At 66.5% G+C, this 17,345-nt stretch carries 15 protein-coding genes and 1 tRNA gene; 12 read left to right on the top strand and 4 right to left on the bottom strand.

Annotation, left to right across the window (positions count from 1 at the left end; all coding sequences use genetic code 11):
* Nucleotides 1–7: 7 nt before the first annotated feature.
* Nucleotides 8–784 (bottom strand): sugar phosphate isomerase/epimerase, encoded by a 777-nt coding sequence (locus tag E3O39_RS12585; protein WP_134448608.1) that lies wholly within the window; start codon nt 782–784, stop codon nt 8–10.
* Nucleotides 781–2,085: an MFS transporter gene (locus E3O39_RS12580; protein ID WP_134448606.1), complete on the bottom strand. Its 1,305-nt coding sequence runs from the start codon at nt 2,083–2,085 to the stop codon at nt 781–783. The genes E3O39_RS12585 and E3O39_RS12580 overlap by 4 nt, the downstream gene beginning before the upstream one ends.
* 223 nt (nt 2,086–2,308) lie before the next feature.
* Here E3O39_RS12580 and E3O39_RS12575 point away from each other — a divergent pair, with 223 nt between their 5' ends.
* Entirely contained in the window at nt 2,309–2,878 is a 570-nt protein-coding gene (locus E3O39_RS12575) for a PadR family transcriptional regulator (RefSeq protein WP_134448604.1), read from the top strand.
* A 37-nt stretch (nt 2,879–2,915) separates the two neighbouring features.
* Entirely contained in the window at nt 2,916–4,631 is a 1,716-nt protein-coding gene (locus E3O39_RS12570) for an AarF/ABC1/UbiB kinase family protein (protein WP_134448602.1), read from the top strand.
* 25 nt (nt 4,632–4,656) lie between these two features.
* On the opposite strand, the gene E3O39_RS12565 is transcribed toward E3O39_RS12570, so the two are convergent.
* Entirely contained in the window at nt 4,657–5,190 is a 534-nt protein-coding gene (locus E3O39_RS12565) for a DUF6611 family protein (protein WP_134448600.1), read from the bottom strand.
* 324 nt (nt 5,191–5,514) lie between these two features.
* On the opposite strand from E3O39_RS12565, the gene E3O39_RS12560 reads away from it, so the two are divergent.
* The 3 genes from E3O39_RS12560 (at nt 5,515) to E3O39_RS12550 (ending at nt 7,707) form a co-directional block, all read left to right on the top strand.
* The gene (locus tag E3O39_RS12560) at nt 5,515–5,973 is read left to right on the top strand and encodes a hypothetical protein (RefSeq protein ID WP_135100857.1); all 459 of its coding nucleotides are present in this window, start codon (nt 5,515–5,517) and stop codon (nt 5,971–5,973) included.
* A gap of 193 nt (nt 5,974–6,166) precedes the next feature.
* Nucleotides 6,167–6,385 carry a hypothetical protein gene (locus E3O39_RS12555; protein WP_134448596.1) on the top strand — a complete coding sequence of 73 codons (219 nt, stop codon included), beginning with the start codon at nt 6,167–6,169 and terminating at the stop codon, nt 6,383–6,385.
* On the top strand, nt 6,382–7,707 hold the full coding sequence (locus tag E3O39_RS12550) for a ferric reductase-like transmembrane domain-containing protein (RefSeq protein WP_198413435.1): 1,326 nt from the start codon (nt 6,382–6,384) through the stop codon (nt 7,705–7,707). Before E3O39_RS12555 ends, E3O39_RS12550 begins: the two co-directional genes overlap by 4 nt.
* Before the next feature lie 97 nt (nt 7,708–7,804).
* Here the strand turns inward: E3O39_RS12550 and E3O39_RS12545 are convergent.
* Nucleotides 7,805–7,888, bottom strand: a tRNA-Leu gene (locus E3O39_RS12545).
* Between the two features lie 281 nt (nt 7,889–8,169).
* Here E3O39_RS12545 and E3O39_RS12540 point away from each other — a divergent pair.
* The 7 genes from E3O39_RS12540 to pknB all read left to right on the top strand — a co-directional run bounded on the left by E3O39_RS12540 (nt 8,170) and on the right by pknB (nt 17,150).
* Entirely contained in the window at nt 8,170–8,928 is a 759-nt protein-coding gene (locus E3O39_RS12540; RefSeq protein WP_134448594.1) for a DUF3662 and FHA domain-containing protein, read from the top strand.
* A complete protein-coding gene (locus E3O39_RS12535; RefSeq protein ID WP_134448592.1) occupies nt 8,925–9,542 on the top strand; it encodes an FHA domain-containing protein in 618 nt (205 codons plus the stop codon). Before E3O39_RS12540 ends, E3O39_RS12535 begins: the two co-directional genes overlap by 4 nt.
* A 4-nt stretch (nt 9,543–9,546) precedes the next feature.
* Nucleotides 9,547–10,776 (top strand): PP2C family serine/threonine-protein phosphatase, encoded by a 1,230-nt coding sequence (locus E3O39_RS12530; protein WP_134448590.1) that lies wholly within the window; start codon nt 9,547–9,549, stop codon nt 10,774–10,776.
* The gene (locus tag E3O39_RS12525; protein WP_134448588.1) at nt 10,769–12,169 is read left to right on the top strand and encodes an FtsW/RodA/SpoVE family cell cycle protein; all 1,401 of its coding nucleotides are present in this window, start codon (nt 10,769–10,771) and stop codon (nt 12,167–12,169) included. Before E3O39_RS12530 ends, E3O39_RS12525 begins: the two co-directional genes overlap by 8 nt.
* Complete coding sequence (locus E3O39_RS12520; protein ID WP_134448586.1) at nt 12,169–13,620, top strand: penicillin-binding protein 2; 1,452 nt, start codon at nt 12,169–12,171, stop codon at nt 13,618–13,620. Before E3O39_RS12525 ends, E3O39_RS12520 begins: the two co-directional genes overlap by 1 nt.
* Entirely contained in the window at nt 13,617–15,344 is a 1,728-nt protein-coding gene (locus E3O39_RS12515) for a serine/threonine protein kinase (protein WP_134448584.1), read from the top strand. Before E3O39_RS12520 ends, E3O39_RS12515 begins: the two co-directional genes overlap by 4 nt.
* Before the next feature lie 81 nt (nt 15,345–15,425).
* Nucleotides 15,426–17,150: a Stk1 family PASTA domain-containing Ser/Thr kinase gene (gene pknB / locus E3O39_RS12510; protein WP_134448582.1), complete on the top strand. Its 1,725-nt coding sequence runs from the start codon at nt 15,426–15,428 to the stop codon at nt 17,148–17,150.
* Nucleotides 17,151–17,345 lie beyond the last annotated feature (195 nt).

Below are 17,345 nucleotides of genomic sequence, written 5' to 3'. Positions count from 1 at the left end.
GTTCCGTTCAGTCGCTGGTCGGTTCGGCGAGGACCCGGCGGATCTTCGCCAGTTCGCTCGCCGCGGTGGCCCGATCGGGGATCGGGTATTCGAGCACGACGGGCACGTGGGTCCCGATCTCGCGGAGCACGGAACGCCAGTCGACGTCGCCCTCGTCGAGCAGCACGGAGTGCAGCCCACCGAGGCGGTCGATGTCCTTCAGGTGGAAGACCGTCGCGTAACGCCCGAGTTCCCGGGCGGCGGCGACCGGGTCAACGCCCGCCCAGAGCCAGTTCCCGGCATCGAACGTGTACCCGATCGGAACGTTCTGGGCCCGCAGGTCGCGGAGGAGCGCAGCCACGACATCCAGTCGCCCGTTCCGCGCGGTCTGGTCGTTCTCGATCGTGACCCGGGCGGATGCCGCCAGCAGGGCCGCGACCAGGTTCCCGAGCCCTGTCAGCTCGTCACCGGGCTCGCCGATGTTCAGCTTGACGCTGAGAGCTCCGAGCGTCGCCGCTTCGTCGAGGTAGCCGGTCAGGAGAGGAGAGGCCTCACCGTCCACGAAGAGCGACTCGGGAACGGAGTAGTAGACCTCGACTCCGGCCTCGGTCGCCAGGCCGGCGATCGTCAGGAGTTCTTCGCGCCGGGCCGCAGGCTCGGGCGAGAGGTACTCTCGGCGGATCTCGATTCCGGTGGCCCCGAGCGCGAGCACCTCGGCGACGAGGTCGGCCTGGACCGTGGTGGACGCGTCGAGGGCCTCTTTGTAGACCATGGTGTTGACGAACACCGGCCGGGAGCCGCTCACTGGAGTGCCGGTGCGCTGGGCGATGCCGCGGGGATGGTGCCCTGCAGTTTGAAGTCCGGCGTCGAGACGGCCTTCACCACGATCGTGAACACGACCGCGATGATCAGTGACAGGGCCATGAAGATATAGGACGCATCGTTCGACCCGGTGACGTTATTGAGGAAGCCGACGAAGTAGGCCCCTGCGAAGGATCCGAGTGCGCCGAAGCTGTTGACGAGGGCCATCGCGCCGCCCGCGACGTTCTTCGGCAGGATCTCGGGGACGATCGCGAAGAACGGCCCGTATGGGGCGTACATCGCGCCGCCGGCGATCACGAGCAGGATGAACGACAGCCAGAAGTTGGACGTCCCGACGAGGTAGGAGGCGTAGAACGCGACCGCCGCCACCAGGAGGAACGGCCAGATGAAGAGCTTCCGCTTCAGGAGCCGGTCGGAGAAGAACGAGGCGACCACCATCAAAACGGTCGCGAGCAGGTACGGGATGGCGGTGAGCCAGCCGATGATCACGATGTCGAAGGACGACGCGGTCTTGATGATCGAGGGGAGCCACATGACGAAGCCGTAGACGCCGATGCTCCAGAAGAAGTACTGGATGCAGAGCTGGATGACGGCCTTCTGCTTGAATGCCTCGCGGTAGTTCGGCACGGCGTGCAGTCCGACCTGTTCCCGGGCGAATTCGTCGTTGATGTCCTTCTTCTGGCCTGCGGACAGCCACTTCGCGTCGTTCGGGGAGTTGTCGATCATACGCAGCCAGACGAACGCCCAGATGATGGAGGGGAGACCCTCGATGATGAACATCCAGCGCCAGCCAACGCTGCTGACGAGGTAGGCCGAGACGACGGACATCCACAGCACCGTGACTGGGTTGCCGAGGATCAGGAAGGTGTTGGCTTTGGAGCGTTCGCCGCTGGTGAACCAGTTACTGAGCAGGATGAGCATCGCGGGCATGATGGCCGCCTCGACGATACCGATCGCAAACCGGATGACGAATAGCACCCAGATGTTCGTGACGATGCCGATGCAGCTGGCCAGGATGCCCCACAGGATCAGCGCGTAGAAGATCAGCTTCTTCGCGCTCCGCCGTTGCGCGTAACTCGCGCTCGGTACCTGGAAGAAGAAGTAGCCGAGGAAGAACAGGGCTGCAAGGAAGGCCGAGGCGCTGGCCGTGATGTTGAGGTCTTTCGCCATCCCCGCGGCGGCGCCCAGACTGTAATTCGAGCGGTCGAGGTACGCCAGGCTGTAGGTGATGAAGATGACCGGCATGAGCCGTGACCATCGGGATGACGCGAGTTTCTCGCTCATGAACTGAATCTCTTCCTTGAGAACTACCGCAGGGCACACCAACACATGTTCCATTGGGCGGAACACCGTTTGCCCTGACGGAATGAGCCTACGCTCAGGACTGCTCCGGCTGAGAACCCGCGCGACACACGGGCGCGCCGCCGTGAAATCCAGCTCGAGATCAGAGTTGAACGTTATATCGTTAGGTATCGTCGAGCTCTGGTACGGCGCTGAGGAGGTCATCATGAGTGGTTCATTTATGGGAGACGGATTCCCGGGTCGCAAGGGCGGACCGGGCGAAGGTTGGGCCGGAAACGCCATCTGGGAAGCGATGGAGCAGTTGCGCGGGCAGTTCGAACAGAAGGTCGGCACGAGGGTCGGGCGCGGCGACGTCCGTGCCGCGGTGCTCGCGCTCCTCCTGGAGCAGCCGATGCACGGCTACCAGATCATCCACGAGATCGAGGAGCGCAGCAACGGGGCGTGGAAGCCGAGCCCCGGCTCGGTGTATCCGGCGCTCCAGCTGCTCGCCGACGAGGGTTTCATCACGGCCGAGGAGGCCAACGGTCGCAAGACCTATGCGCTCACGGACGAGGGCCGCGCGGTAGCGGATGCCGCAGCCGAGACCTCCGCCCCCTGGGAGGCCCCGAGTGCCCGCGACAGCGGCCGGGCGACCGCACTGCCCAAGGCGGGAATCGGCCTGGCCCAGGCCGCCGCGCAGGTCGGGCGCTCCGGCAGCCCGGAGCAGGTGGACAAGGCCGTCGCCGTGCTCGACGAGGCGCGTCGCCAGTTGTACTCCATCCTCGCCCAGGATTGAACGAGTGCCCGAAGCACGCCGGCGTCAAGGAGATCCGATGACCGACGACGGGAACATGCGCGCCCGCTACCGCCGGATCCTGCGGTTCGCCGCGCGGTACCTGGTGCAGACCTGGTGGTACGAACTGTTCCTGCCCCGGATCGGACTCGCCCGGCTCTCGGCGCGCAACCGGTCGGCGCGGCTCCAGCGCATCGCGCAGCGCTTCCACGTGCTCGCGGTCGACCTGGGCGGCCTCATGATCAAGGTCGGCCAGTTCATGTCGTCCCGGCTCGACGTGCTGCCGCCCGAGATCACCAAGGAGCTCGAGGGCCTGCAGGACGAGGTCCCGGCCGTGCCGTTCCCGGCCATCCGAGCCCTCGCCGAGTCCGAATTGGGGGTGACACTCGAGCGCGCGTTCTCGTTCGTCGACCCGACCCCTCTCGCCGCGGCATCCCTCGGTCAGGTCCACCGCGCGCGGCTCTCGGAAATGGATGCTGCCGAGACCGGCCTGCTGGACGTCGTCGTGAAGATCCAGCGGCCGGGCATCGGTGCGATCGTCGACGTCGACCTCCGGGCCCTTCGCCGCGTCGCCGGCTGGCTCAGCCACATTCGCCTCGTTTCGGATCGGGTCGACATGCCCGTCCTCGTCGAGGAGTTCGCGGTGACGAGCCTCGAGGAGATCGACTACCTGCACGAGGCCGCGAGCGCGGAACGGTTCGCGGGGAACTTCGCCGACGACGCCCGCGTCAGCGTTCCCGAGCTCGTGTGGGAGCGAACGACGCGGCGGGTGCTGACCCTGCAGGACGTCACGGCCATCAAGATCAATGACGTCGATGGGCTCAGGGCGGCAGGCATCGATCCGGCTGAAGTCGCCACCGAGTTCGCGGCGGTCATGTTCGACCAGCTCTTCGTCAACGGCTATTTCCACGCCGACCCGCACCCGGGCAATATCTTCGTCACCCCCCTCGCCACCGCGGATGCGGCCACAACAGCGGATGCTCCAGGCCGGGCCTGGAAGTTCACGTTCATCGACTTCGGAATGATGGGCGAGGTACCCGACGCGCTGCGTCGCGGTCTCCGGAACCTGCTCATCGCCGCCGCGTCCCGCAACGGCAAGGGCATGGTGGACGGCATTCGCGAGGTGGGCGTGCTCCTGCCCTCCGCGGACACCGCGGAACTCGAGAGGGCGCTGACGGCGCTGTTCGCGCGTTTCGGCGGGATGGGCTTCGCCGAGCTGCAGGAGGTCGATCCGCGCGAGTTCCGCGCCTTCGCGAACGAATTCGGTGATGTGGTGCGCACCCTGCCGGTCCAGCTGCCGGAGAACTTCCTGCTCATCGTGCGCGCGATGTCGCTGACCAGCGGGATGTGCAGTTCGCTCGACCCGGCCTTCAACATCTGGAACGCCGTCGAGCCGTACTCCGCGCAGCTGATCCGGGCCGAAGGCGGAAACCTGGTGCAGGATCTCGCGAAGCGCACGGTGGCGGCCGCGGGACTCATCGCCCGGCTGCCCCAGCGGCTCGATACCCTGATCACGCGGGTCGAAGACGGCAACCTCACGGTGCAGACCCCACGGCTCGAGCGCCGCCTGGGCAGTCTCGAGCGAACGGGACGGCGGATCATCTCTGCGGTCCTCTTCACCGCCCTGCTGATCGGCGGCATCCTGCTCCGTGCCGACGACGTCGTCTTCGGAACGGTGCTCATGGCCGTGTCCGTGCTTCCGCTGCTCCACGCCACCCTCGCCGGCGCCGTCGCCCGCCGAGGACCCCTGCCCTAGGGAGCTGTCGAAGTCCCGGCCGACGTCACCGCCCGGCACCGAGGTGACGCCGGGCGTCGGAGTACGCGGACGACCACACCAGTTCGTGATCGGCAGGCGACGACGCTCCGCAGGCGAGTGACTCCTCGGCGATCAACAGCGTCGAAGCTAGCCCCGCCAGATAGCGGGATTCTGCGGAGAGTCGCGTGTCGGGGGCGAGGCTGGAGCTCACGACGGTCAGCTCGAGGACGCCTCGACGAATCGATCCGGCAGCATGGGCGACGACAAGGGTGCTCGCGACGTAAAACCCGATGCAGGACGTGATCACCAGGAGTCTCGGTGCGCCCGCCTCAACAAGCGTTACGAACTCTCCGAACACGGCCACTAGGCCGAGCACCGTCCAGCCGCGCCACACGCGAACCCGTCGGCGCTGCCGTGCGGAGATCCCCGCCGGATACAACACGAGCCGCTGGCTCGTGCTGCCGTAGCGACCGGCCGAAACCGTGTAGCTTCCCCAGCGGCAGCGTCCGTCGAGGAGTGGCGAGAGCCACCGACTGAGCGTGAGTTCCGAGAGGTCCATTCGAGCGCTGTTCACCAATCCAGCGTCATCCCGGGCGCAGGGGGGCCGCGCCATCCTTACGGAATCCATGCGCCGAAACGGAGTTTCCCTACGGATTCACTACGCTCGCGCTACTCCCGTCCAGGCAAGCAGCCGGATGTTGGGCGTGCCGTCATCCGCCACCACAGCCGTCTCGGCTCAATGGGTTCACCTTCGCCACGAATGCGGACGCGAGCGAGTCCTCCGCTCGGTGATGTAAGTTGCTGGTCGGACCGACAATATCGGCCGATGCCATGCTAGGTTTCCCACGAAGACTACAGCGTGGGTTCAAGCGGGGGGCTAGCCATGATTCGTCTCAGAGTGACCAGCAGAGCCTGGATCGCGGCAGCATTGGTCTGTGCATCGTGCCTCGGCCTGACGAGTTGTGTCGCCAACGACTCCACCACGGAGATCCGGCTGTTCCTTGCGCAGAAACCCGGTCCCGAAGACGCACTTCCCTCGGCGCTCAAGGCTGCAAGTGACGGCCTCGATGCCGCTTCCAGTCGGTTAGTCGGCACCACCAGAGATGTGAGCTATTTCGTCTCCAAGTACACGGATCCGCAACGAGGCACCCCGGGCTTCTGCCTGATGGTGGCAAAACTGCCGGACGGTCCTTCGAATTCGTTCTGCGGTTCCGCAGACGGAATGTGGACGTCTGGAAGCGGCACCGGCGGAGCACGGGTCATCGAGAGCAACGACGAAGTTCCCGAGGGGTGGACCCGTCTGAGTGACTTCCTCATCGTCAATCCGGACGCTAAACCTTAGGAATCAGCCGAGCTGAGCAATCCTCATGAAACTGTGGATCTCGTGTGGATCTACCCGATGGCTGCCTGAATTTCGGGATGTGAACCACAATTGAAGGCAGTTTTCGCACAAGACGCATCGCAGCACCGTCGTCACCTCCGGTCGCCCGATGAGGAAAGTTCCGCTCGTCTGCTCTCACCCTGGAGGAAGGACCATGACCTCAGTTCCGGCCCACCGGCGCACTCGCGGACCGGCTGCACCCCACCACCGAGTGAACGCCTCCCGCGTCTCCCGCAGCGCGTGGACCGCGCTGAACTGGCTTACGTCCCTTGCCGTCGTGGTCGTGATGACCGCATCGGCGGCGGCCATGGTCACTGCTGCTCCGGCGGTCTCCCCGGCTGCGCCGGCGATCGTGCCGGACAGCCGGCCGTGACCGGTCATCGACAATCGCCCCGGCCGCCCGTTGCGGCCGCGCTCATCAAGACACTGATCGTGATCGGCGCCGTCCTGTCTGCGGCACTCGCCTTCGTCGACGTCCGGTTTCCTGTCCAGTTCGACTCGGCCATCCTCGCTCACACCACCGGATTCCTGGCCGGATATGTCGTCACGGTGATGGTGGTCCTGATGTCGCGCGCACCGTTGCTCGAACGCTCGATCGGTGCCGACCGGCTCGCCCGCTGGCACGGCGTCGGCGGTCGCGCCTTCATCGTCCTCCTGGTGATTCATGCGGTCGCGGCCGTGCATTCCTGGATGCTCAGCCACTGGGAAGATGCCTTCACGGCATCCCTCGCCGTCCTGGGCATGCCCGGGCTGGTGGCCGCGACCGCCGGGACGGTCCTGTTCGGCGTGATCGCGGTCATGTCGGTGCGGGCAGCCCGGCGCTCGGTCTCCTACGAGACGTGGCACGGCATCCACCTGCTCAGCTATATCGCCCTGGCGCTCTCGTTCACGCACGAACTGGCCGGGCCCGACCTTGCCGGCAGGCCCGGGCTCCAGATCGCCTGGACCCTGTTCTTCGTATCCGCACTGGGCCTGGTGCTCCGCTACCGCGTTCTCAAGCCGCTGGAGCACGCCTGGCGCCACCGCCTCCGGATCGAACGCCTGGTGCCCGAGGCGGACGGCGTCGTGAGCGTCATTCTGCGCGGGCGGCACATCGACGAACTGCGCGTCGAAGCGGGTCAGTTCTTCCGCTGGCGATTTCTGGCGCCGGGGGTCTGGCGCTCCGCGCATCCCTTCTCGCTGTCTGCGCCTCCCGGCGATGACCTGCTCCGAATCACCGTAAAGGCGCTCGGGAACGGCAGTCACACGCTTCACTCCCTCCGGCCGGGCACGCGCGTGCTCGCCGAGGGGCCGTACGGGGCCATGACGCACCGGAAACGCACTCGTGAATCCGTTCTGCTCATCGCCGGCGGCGTTGGGATCACTCCCATGCGCGCACTCTTCGAAGAGCTCGAGGTCGGCGACGGCTCGCTGACCCTCCTCTACCGGGCCTCCCGGGACGATGACGTGATCTTCCGCGACGAACTCGAGGAAATCGCCCGGTTGCGCGGTGCCTCGATCGTGTGGATGATCGGGCCGTCCACAGATCCCCGGAACAGCATGACCGGTGCGAACCTGACTCGGCTCGTCCCCGACGTCGCTGCCCGCGACGTCTACGTGTGCGCATCGCGCGGTCTGTCCAGGGCTGTCCGGTCGGCGCTGAAGGACGCCGGACATCCGCCTGCCCGCCTGCACGAGGAAGTCTTCGCGTTCTAACGGCGCAGCCAGAGTCGCCTGCGTCCGCTCGAAAACGACGAAAGGCCCCCGGTTACCCGGGGGCCTTTCTTGTCCGACTGGATCATTCGACCCACTGTGCGCGAGGGGGGACTTGAACCCCCACGTCCTTTCGAACACTGGCACCTGAAGCCAGCGCGTCTGCCAATTCCGCCACTCGCGCGAACTTAGAGAGGCTAGCACTATTCGGGGTGCGAATGCCATTCGTGGGGCCGCCGGGCGGGGCGGAAGGAGGCGCGCAGTATCCGCCCCGTTTGCCGTCTCGTGACCCTCTCGGACGCGAGTCATGCGAGACTGCCTCCTGGCCGGACAGAAACGAACCCACCTCCGCGCCCATAGCCGCCTCCCGTAGGATGACAATTCCGGTTCCATGTGCCCGGCGGGCGAGTTAACACGCGAGGCAAGTAACATGCTGATAGCCGAAAGGATCGGATCGGGAGACCTGTGGGCATTCTGGATAACTTTGAAAAGGGCCTTGAGCGCGCCGTAAACGGCGCATTCGCCAAGACCTTCAAGTCGGGACTACAGCCGGTGGAGATCACCTCCGCGCTGCGTCGCGAACTGGACACCAAGGCAGCTGTGGTGTCCCGCGACCGCATCCTCGCGCCCAATCGCTTCACCGTCCGCATGAGCCACACCGACTTCCAGCGCATGACCAACCTCGGACCCGCACTCATCGACGAGCTCACCGACCTGGTCCAGCAGCACGGCAACGAGCAGCGCTACCAGTTCGCCGGCGGCATCTCGATCAGCCTCTCCGACGACCGCGGCCTCAGCGAGGGCATGGTCCAGATCGACTCGTCCACCGTCAAGGGCAGCGTCACCTGGACGCCCGTCGTCGATGTCGGCGGCAAGCGGTACCCGCTCCGCAAGTCGACCACGGTCATCGGTCGCGGCACGGATGCCGACATCACCATCGACGACACCGGCACCTCCCGCCGCCACGTCGAGATCACCTGGGACGGCGCCCGTGCGCAGGTGCGCGACCTCGGCTCCACGAATGGATCCCAGCTCAACGGTGTCGCCGTCAAGCAGGCGATCCTCGAACCGGATTCGGTCATCACCATCGGCCGCACCCGCGTCGTCTTCCGGGTGCTCGCCCAGGCCCACGCGGATGCTCCCGCTGCCGACCAGCGCTCCGATCTGCCGGCCGCACCGCACGAGCGCCACGACATGGGCGGATTCTGGGGGCCCTCCGCATGAATGTCAGCGAGCTGACCCTGCTCGTCCTGCGGCTCGGGTTCCTTCTCGTGCTCTGGCTCTTCATCTTCGGCATCGTCTATGCCCTCCGCAGCGACCTTTTCGGCCAGAGGGTCCGCAAGCAGCCCAAGGACGGCGCCCCCGCGGTGGCGTCCGCAGGACTCGCCGCAGCATTCCCGTCGGCCGTACCGGTCGCGGCACCGGTGATGCAGGCCGCTCCCGCCTTCGTCCAGCCGCCGGCGGCATCCGCTGCGGCACCGACGGAACAGTTCTCGGCGCAGGCCGCGAAGGACGACCTCGGCCCCGGCGACAAGGCCACCGCCCAGAACGCGACCAGGCTCGTGATCACCTCCGGCCCGAAGGCCGGCACCGAATTCCCGTTGACCGTGGATTCGGTCACGATCGGTCGCTCCGCCGATTCAAGCCTCGTCATTCGCGACGACTACACGTCGACCCACCATGCCCGGCTGATGCTGTGGAATGACAAGTGGATGATCCAGGATCTCGATTCGACAAACGGCACCTTCCTCGCGGGCGTACGCCTCGCGGTTCCGACACCTGTCCCCTTGAACACCACCGTCAAGATCGGCGCGACCAGCTTCGAGCTTCGGCGGTAGGTCCATGGCGACAGTCAGTCACAGCGCGGCCGCGTCCCACGTTGGAAAGATCCGGTCCAACAACCAGGACTCCGGCTACTCCGGCCAGCACCTGTTCCTCGTCGCAGACGGCATGGGCGGGCACGCGGGAGGCGACGTCGCCTCCGCGATCGCGACCAAGCGCATCATCGAGGCCGACCGGGACTACCAGAGCCCGCAGGACGCCGAATTCGCACTCCAGGCCGCTCTCATCGCGGCGAACTCCCTCCTCGCCGAGACGGTCTACGAGCACACCGAGCTGACCGGAATGGGCACGACCGTCAGCGCCCTGATCGTGCTCAACGACGAGGTCGCGATCGCCCACATCGGCGACTCACGCATCTACCTCCTGCGCCAGGGCGAGCTCTCCCAGATCACGATCGACCACACCTTCGTGCAGCGCCTCGTTGACAGCGGCCGCATCACCGAGCAGGAGGCGATGGTGCACCCGCGCCGCTCGGTCCTGATGCGCGTGCTCGGGGACGTCGAGGCCGCCCCCGAGATCGACACCTCGATCCTCGCGACCTTCGCCGGCGACCGCTGGCTGATCTGCTCTGACGGACTGAGCGGCGTCGTCTCCAACACCAGCATCGCGGCCGCACTCTCGAGCGAGCTCGACCCGCAGGGCGTCGCCGACCGACTCGTCAAGGAGAGCCTCGACGGCGGAGCCCCTGACAACGTCACGATCGTCGTCGTCGACATCGGCGCGCCGGACCAACGCATCGACACCCCCATCGTCGTCGGGTCGGCATCCGCACCGCTGGCCTTCGGCGAGGAACCCGGACGCAGCCGTGCCCTGCGGATGTCGAGCCTGCGCCTGCACCCCGTTCGCGAGACCCACTTCGAACCCGATTCCCAGGACTACCTCACCGAACTCATCGAGGAGGATGCCCGCCGCGCCCGCCGCCGCAAGGCCACCTGGCTCGCCGGCGTCATCCTGCTCATCGTCGCCCTCGTCGGCGGCGGAATCCTCGGCTACCAGTGGACCCAGACGCGGTACTACGTCGGCGTCGAGGGCAGCACGGTCGCGATCTTCCGCGGCGTGCAACAGGACCTCGGGCCCATCTCCCTCCACTCCGTCTACGAGGAGACCCCGCTCCAGGTCACCGACCTGCGCGTCTACGACCGACAGCAGGTCGAGCAGACCATCAGCGCAGCGTCGCTCGATGAGGCCCGCCTCGTGGTCGAGCGCCTGACGAAGGCGAAGAATGAGTAACGCGCGGGCAACGGATGCCCCCACGCGCGCTCCGAAGTCCAAGCCCGGCAGCACGCGGCGACTGCACCTGCCGCAGAAGATGCGGAACGTCGAACTGTTCCTGCTCATCGTCGCGTGCGGGATCAACGCCTCGGCCGTCGTGCTCGTCCAGCTCGGGGCGCTCGGGCACATCGATACGACCCTCGTCGTGCTGGGCGCAGGGCTGTCCGGCCTCGTGCTCTGCCTGCACATCGTCCTGCGCTTCGTGGCGCGGGACGCCGACCCGTTCATCCTGCCGATCGCCACGCTCCTGAACGGCATCGGAATTGCGATGATCTACCGCATCGACATCGCCAATGGAGACGCCGGCTGGGACAGTGCCGCGGTGCGCCAGACCGTGTGGAGCGGCCTGGCGATCGCCTGCGCCATCACGGTGATGCTCGTCATCCGCAACCACCGGGTGCTCTTCCGCTACACCTACGTGTCCGGGTTCGTCGCGGTCGTCCTGCTCCTCCTCCCGCTCGTCCCCGGCCTCGGCCGCGAGGTCAGCGGTGCCAGGGTCTGGATCGGAATCGGCTCCTTCGCAACCTTCCAGCCCGGTGAGATCGCAAAGATCGCCCTCGCGATCTTCTTCGCCGGCTATCTGGTCCGAAACCGGGACAGCCTGTCGATGGTCGGCCGCCGGGTGCTCTGGATGAAGTTCCCGCGGCTGCGCGACCTCGGTCCGATCCTGGTTCTCTGGGCCCTCTCGATGTCGGTCATCATCTTCCAGCGCGATCTCGGAACAGCGCTGCTCTACTTCGGGCTGTTCCTCGTCATGCTCTACATCGCGACCGGCCGGCTCAGCTGGGTCCTGCTCGGCATGACCCTCTTCATCGGCGGCGCGATCATCGCCAGCCAGACCCTCGATTACGTGCACGGCCGGTTCCAGAACTGGCTCGATGCGCTCAACCCCGACGTCTACAACGCAGACGGCGGGAGCTACCAGCTCGTCCAGGGCTTGTTCGGGCTCGCCAAGGGCGGCCTTCTCGGCACCGGCCTCGGCCAGGGACGCCCCGAAATCACCCCGGTTCCGCAGAGCGACTACATCATCGCGAGCCTCGGCGAAGAACTCGGCCTCGCCGGGCTGTTCGCGATCCTGGCCCTGTACCTGCTCTTCGTGGCCCGCGGCATCCGCATCGGCTTCGCCGGGCACGACGACTTCGGCAAGCTCCTCGGCGTCGGGCTCTCCTTCGTCGTCGCCCTCCAGTGCTTCATCGTGATCGGCGGTGTCACCAGGGTCATTCCGCTCACGGGGCTCACGACACCCTTCCTCGCGGCCGGCGGGTCATCGCTCGTCGCCAACTGGATCATCGTCGCGCTCCTGCTGCGCCTGTCCGACACCATCCGCAACCAACCCAGGCTGGTGGTCTGATGAATCGCGAACTCAAGCGCGTCAGCATTGTCGTCATGCTGATGTTCGTCGCCCTGTTGAGCTCGACGACGATCATCCAGGTCTTCCAGGCCGAAAGCCTGTCCGCAGACTCACGCAATACCCGCACGCTCTACGACAGCTACATGGTCGAACGCGGCGCCATCCTGGTTGCAGGCACCCCGATCGCACAGTCTGTCCCGACCGATGACAACTACAAGTACCTGCGCACGTACAGCAAGGCCGCGCTCTACGCCCCTGTCACGGGGTTCCTGCCCGTCAATGGCGCGGCGACCGGGCTCGAGCACGCGCTCAACGGCGAGCTCAGCGGCACCTCGGACTCCCAGTTCTTCGACCAGATGAACTCCCTCGTCACCGGCCAGGTCTCCAAGGGCGCATCGGTCGAGGTCACGATCGACCCGGTCGCCCAGCAGGCCGCCTGGGATGCCCTCGGGAACCTCACCGGTGCCGTCATCGTCACCGAGCCGAAGACCGGCCGGATCCTGGCCATGGTGTCCAAGCCGAGCTACGACCCGAACCTGCTCGCCGTGCACGACAGCGAGGCCGTCACCGGCACGTACCAGAGCCTCGTGAACGACCCGGGCAACCCCCTCATCAACCGGTCCATCGATGCCCTCAACCCTCCCGGCTCCGTCTTCAAGCTCGTCGTCGCATCCGCTGCCATCGAATCGGGCAAGTTCACCTCCGACAGCGCCTTCCCGAACCTGGCGACCTTCACGCTGCCGGGCAGCTCGTCGATCGTGATCAATTCCGGTGGCGGCACCTGCGGCAGCGGCGACACGGTCACGATCGCCACCGCGCTGCGCCTGTCCTGCAACATCCCCATGGCGGAGCTCGGGCTGCAGCTCGGGTCGACGGCCATCCGGGAGATGGCCGAGAAGTACGGGTTCAACACGAGCTACTCGGTTCCCCTCGACGTCGCGACGAGCGTGTACCCCACGGTCCTCGACGACGCGCAGACCGCACTTTCGGCATTCGGGCAGTACGAAGTGCGCGCAACGCCCCTGCAGATGGCGATGGTGTCTGCGACGATCGCAAACGGCGGAGTCCAGATGGCGCCGAACCTGGTGGAGGAAATCATCGCCCCCAATCTCAGCCCTCTCGAAAGCTTTACGCCGAAGACGGTGAAACAGGTGATCAGCGCCGCAACCGCGGCCACGATGACCCAGATGATGGTCAACGACGTCGCGGATGGCGCGGCGAGCAATGCAAGAATAGACGGGGTCAACGTGGCGGGAAAAACGGGTACGGCCGAGAACGGAACTGACGAGCCATACACACTCTGGTTCACCGGTTTTGCTCCCGCAGAAGATCCAAAATACGCGATCACCGTCCTCGTCGAGGATGGCGGAGGTCTTGGCCAGAAGGGGTACGGCAATTTGCTCGCCGCACCCGTTGCAAAGCAGGTACTAGAGGCGGTGCTGAACAAATGAGACCCACAGCAGGGCTCACCTTCGGGGGACGCTACGAACTGAAGTCCCGGATCGCCATCGGCGGAATGGGCGAGGTCTGGCAGTCCGTCGACCTCGTAATCGGTCGTACCGTCGCCATCAAGATCTTGAAAGACGAGTACCTCGGTGACCCGGGCTTCCTCGAGCGCTTCCGCGCCGAGGCTCGTCACGCCGCTCTCGTCAACCACGAAGGCATCGCCAATGTCTTCGACTACGGCGAAGAAGACGGAAGCGCGTTCCTCGTCATGGAACTCGTACCCGGCGAAGCCCTGTCGACGATCCTCGAGCGCGAGCACGTCCTGCCGACCGACAAGGTCCTCGACATCGTCGCGCAGACGGCATCCGCCCTGCACGCCGCGCACGCCGCGGGACTGGTGCACCGGGACATCAAGCCCGGGAACCTGCTGATCACCCCCGACGGCCGCGTCAAGATCACCGACTTCGGCATCGCCCGCATCGCGGACCAGGTTCCACTGACCGCCACCGGCCAGGTCATGGGCACCGTGCAGTACCTCTCGCCCGAACAGGCCAGCGGTCGCTCAGCGTCGCCGACGACCGACATCTACTCGCTCGGCATCGTCGCATATGAGTGCCTCGCCGGACGCCGCCCGTTCACGGGCGAGTCCCAGGTGGCCATCGCGATGGCGCAGATCAACGAGATCGCCCCTGACCTGCCCGACACCGTCTCCGAGCCGGTCCGCAACCTCGTCATCTCCTGCCTCGCGAAGAATCCGGCGGACCGCCCGGCATCCGCAGCCCACCTCGCCAGGGCCGCGACCGCCCTGCGCCGCGGTGATGTGGCCCTCGCGGCCGCTTCCGTTCCTGCCGTCATGAACGGGGTCACCCCCACCATGGCGACCATGCTCATGCCCGGTGCCGGCGCGAACGCGCAGGCGACCACGCTGCTTCCCTCCGGGCTACCGCCCGTCACGCGCGCGTCCGCGGCAGCGGCCGAGGAGGCCGCGAAGAAGAAGCGCAGCCCCTGGACCTGGCCTCTCATCGCCCTGATCGCACTGCTGGCCCTTGTTCTCATCGGTGGCATTGTCGCGTTCGTTTCCCAGCAGAACAGCGGAAGCACCCCCGTCACGACGTCGAGCACGTCGAGCACCCCGTCGCCCACTCCCTCGAAGACGCCGAGCGCCACTCCGACGCCCACGCCGACGCCGACTCCGACCCCGACGCCCACCACGGCGGAAGTAACCGAGTCCGATTTCATCGGTAAGACCAGCGGGGAAGCCCGCACCATGCTCCAGTCTCTGGGCTTCGTCGCCGACGTCGTCACGGGCAAGGCCTCGGTCGACCCGGCAACGCAGGTTGCAGACACGGTCTACTCGGTCAACCCCACCGGCCCGGTCAAGAAGGGCGAGAAGATCACGGTCACGGTCTACGCTCCGGCCGTCGTACCCGACGCCCCGAGCGCCGCTCCGACGACGACCACGACCACCGTCGCCAGCGGCAAGACGGTGACCTACACCTGGGTCGCGCAATCGTGCCCCAGTGGCCAGACCCTGGCCGGGTACAAGCTCGAGGTGACGGGCGGCACCGTGCAATCCGCGAACCCGACGGGCGCCGATGTCACCACGGCGACCGTCGTCGCCGGCCCGGTCGGATCGATGACCGTCAAGTACCTGTACTACTGCGGACAGGTCGCCTCAGCCTGGTCGCCGTCCTCCACCGCGGTGCCGATCACCGCTGCGACACCGTAAGACTGACGCAGGGACGTCAGCTAAAATAGCCAAGATCCGCGCAACCAGGGTTGCCTCAGCCGGGGCGATGCCTGGAGCCGAATGGTCGACAAGAGTGGGAGTGAGTCTGTGAGTGATGAAGGCCGCCTGCTCGCAGGTCGCTATCGAGTGGGGGCACTCATTGGTCGCGGCGGCATGTCCGACGTGCATATCGGCACCGACGCGCGGCTCGGCCGCACGGTTGCGATCAAACTCCTGAAGTCGTCCCTCGCGGCCGATCCCGCCTTCCGCACCCGCTTCCGCCAGGAGGCCCAGGCCGCGGCGCGGATGGCGCACCCCACGATCGTGCGCGTCTTCGACGCCGGCGAGGAGACCGTAGGAGAACCCGGCGGCCTCGAATCGCAGATTCCGTTCATCGTGATGGAATTCGTCGACGGACGCCTGCTCAAGGACATCATCCGCGAAGGCCCTGTCCAGGCCACCGAGGCCGTGCGCATCATCGACGGCGTCCTGACGGCGCTCGAATACTCGCACCGCGCGGGTGTCGTTCATCGCGACATCAAGCCCGGCAACATCATGATCACCAAGACCGGCCAGGTGAAGGTGATGGACTTCGGCATCGCCAGGGCCATCTCGGATTCCTCGACGACGGTCGCCCAGACCACGGCGATCCTCGGCACGGCATCCTATTTCTCCCCGGAGCAGGCCAAGGGAGAATCCGTCGACGCACGCACGGACCTGTACTCCACCGGCGTCGTTCTCTTCGAGATGCTCACCGGCCGCGCGCCCTTCCGCGGCGATACACCCGTCGCCGTCGCCTACCAGCACGTCAGCGAGACACCGGTCGCCCCGAGCTCGATCAACCCCAAGGTTTCCCCGGCACTCGACGTCGTCGTGATGCGCGCCCTTGAAAAGGACCGTTTCGCCCGGTACCAGAGCGCCGTCGAGTTCCGAACGGATGTCGAGATCGCCGGCTCCGGCGTGATCCCGCTGCACCGCCCCGTCGATGAAGCCACCGCGAGCCTTTTCGGCGCACCGCCCACGGCGACCTCCGGATCGGAGCTCGCGCTCAAGCAACTCGCCGAGGACGCCACGATGGTGCGCACTCAGCGACGGCCCCCGGTCATCTGGATCTGGGCCGGCATCCTCAGCGTGATCGTGATCGTGCTTTCCGTGATGATCTGGGCCTTCAGCCTCACCCCCAGCAGCGACCTCCCGGATAACTCCCGGAAGGTGCCCTCGTTGGTCGGCCAGAGCTACGAGACCGCCCAGAACACCCTCATCGAGTCCGACCTCGCTGCCACGATGGCCCAGGAGGCCAGCGCAACGGTCCCCAAGGACAAGGTCACCCGCACAGACCCGCCCGCTGGAACGATCGCCCAGCCGACCGATGTGATCAAGGTCTACGTATCAACGGGTCCGCAGCCCGTGACGGTGCCCGATGTCACGAACCTGCCGATCGCCGACGCCCAGGCCGCGATCAGCGCTCTCGGGCTCCTGCCAGGGTCGATCACCAAGGAGAACTCTGCGACGATCGCGCCCAACCTTGTGCTGCGCACCGACCCGGCGCTGCAGGGGAGCGCCCAGACCGGCGACACCGTCGATATCTTCATCTCCAGCGGCCTCGTCACCCTGCCGAACCTCGTCGGCCAGTCCCTTCAGGCGGCTAGCGAGCTCCTGCTGGCCCCGTCCGTACAGCTTGTGCCGATCCCGACGCCAGACGCCACGTGCGCCATGAAACCGGGATCTCCGGTCACCAAGCAATCCCAGGCGCCCGGAGACGTGGAGCAGAAGTCCCAGGTGGCGCTCACCTACTGCGCAGGCTAACGCCGCGTTTTCTGCCCCACCCTCCCTCCCGCTCGGGATGCAAAGAGCTCACGAGCGCATGTGCCCGACAGGCCAGCGCGCTGGCCACCGTGCCGCCTGCCGTGCCCGAGCGCGGAGGATCCCAGAGCAGGGTGAGTGTGTCGAATTCAGGAGATCCGTGCAACCGGGCTTGATTGACCGCACTGGTCCGGGGGC

The organism is Cryobacterium sp. MDB2-A-1 (genome assembly GCF_004402675.1).
GTDB classification, from domain to species: domain Bacteria; phylum Actinomycetota; class Actinomycetes; order Actinomycetales; family Microbacteriaceae; genus Cryobacterium; species Cryobacterium glucosi.
Note: the sequence above shows the minus strand (reverse complement) of the source record. Positions and strands in the feature narration are given on the sequence as shown.

Coding starts and splice junctions, on each gene's coding strand:
- E3O39_RS12525 (WP_134448588.1), top strand. CDS start 10,769: ATGAGTAACGCGCGGGCAACGGATGCCCCCACGCGCGCTCCGAAGTCC.
- pknB (WP_134448582.1), top strand. CDS start 15,426: ATGGTCGACAAGAGTGGGAGTGAGTCTGTGAGTGATGAAGGCCGCCTG.
- E3O39_RS12575 (WP_134448604.1), top strand. CDS start 2,309: ATGAGTGGTTCATTTATGGGAGACGGATTCCCGGGTCGCAAGGGCGGA.
- E3O39_RS12560 (WP_135100857.1), top strand. CDS start 5,515: ATGATTCGTCTCAGAGTGACCAGCAGAGCCTGGATCGCGGCAGCATTG.
- E3O39_RS12530 (WP_134448590.1), top strand. CDS start 9,547: ATGGCGACAGTCAGTCACAGCGCGGCCGCGTCCCACGTTGGAAAGATC.
- E3O39_RS12570 (WP_134448602.1), top strand. CDS start 2,916: ATGACCGACGACGGGAACATGCGCGCCCGCTACCGCCGGATCCTGCGG.
- E3O39_RS12535 (WP_134448592.1), top strand. CDS start 8,925: ATGAATGTCAGCGAGCTGACCCTGCTCGTCCTGCGGCTCGGGTTCCTT.
- E3O39_RS12515 (WP_134448584.1), top strand. CDS start 13,617: ATGAGACCCACAGCAGGGCTCACCTTCGGGGGACGCTACGAACTGAAG.
- E3O39_RS12520 (WP_134448586.1), top strand. CDS start 12,169: ATGAATCGCGAACTCAAGCGCGTCAGCATTGTCGTCATGCTGATGTTC.
- E3O39_RS12565 (WP_134448600.1), bottom strand. CDS start 5,190: ATGGACCTCTCGGAACTCACGCTCAGTCGGTGGCTCTCGCCACTCCTC.
- E3O39_RS12555 (WP_134448596.1), top strand. CDS start 6,167: ATGACCTCAGTTCCGGCCCACCGGCGCACTCGCGGACCGGCTGCACCC.
- E3O39_RS12580 (WP_134448606.1), bottom strand. CDS start 2,085: ATGAGCGAGAAACTCGCGTCATCCCGATGGTCACGGCTCATGCCGGTC.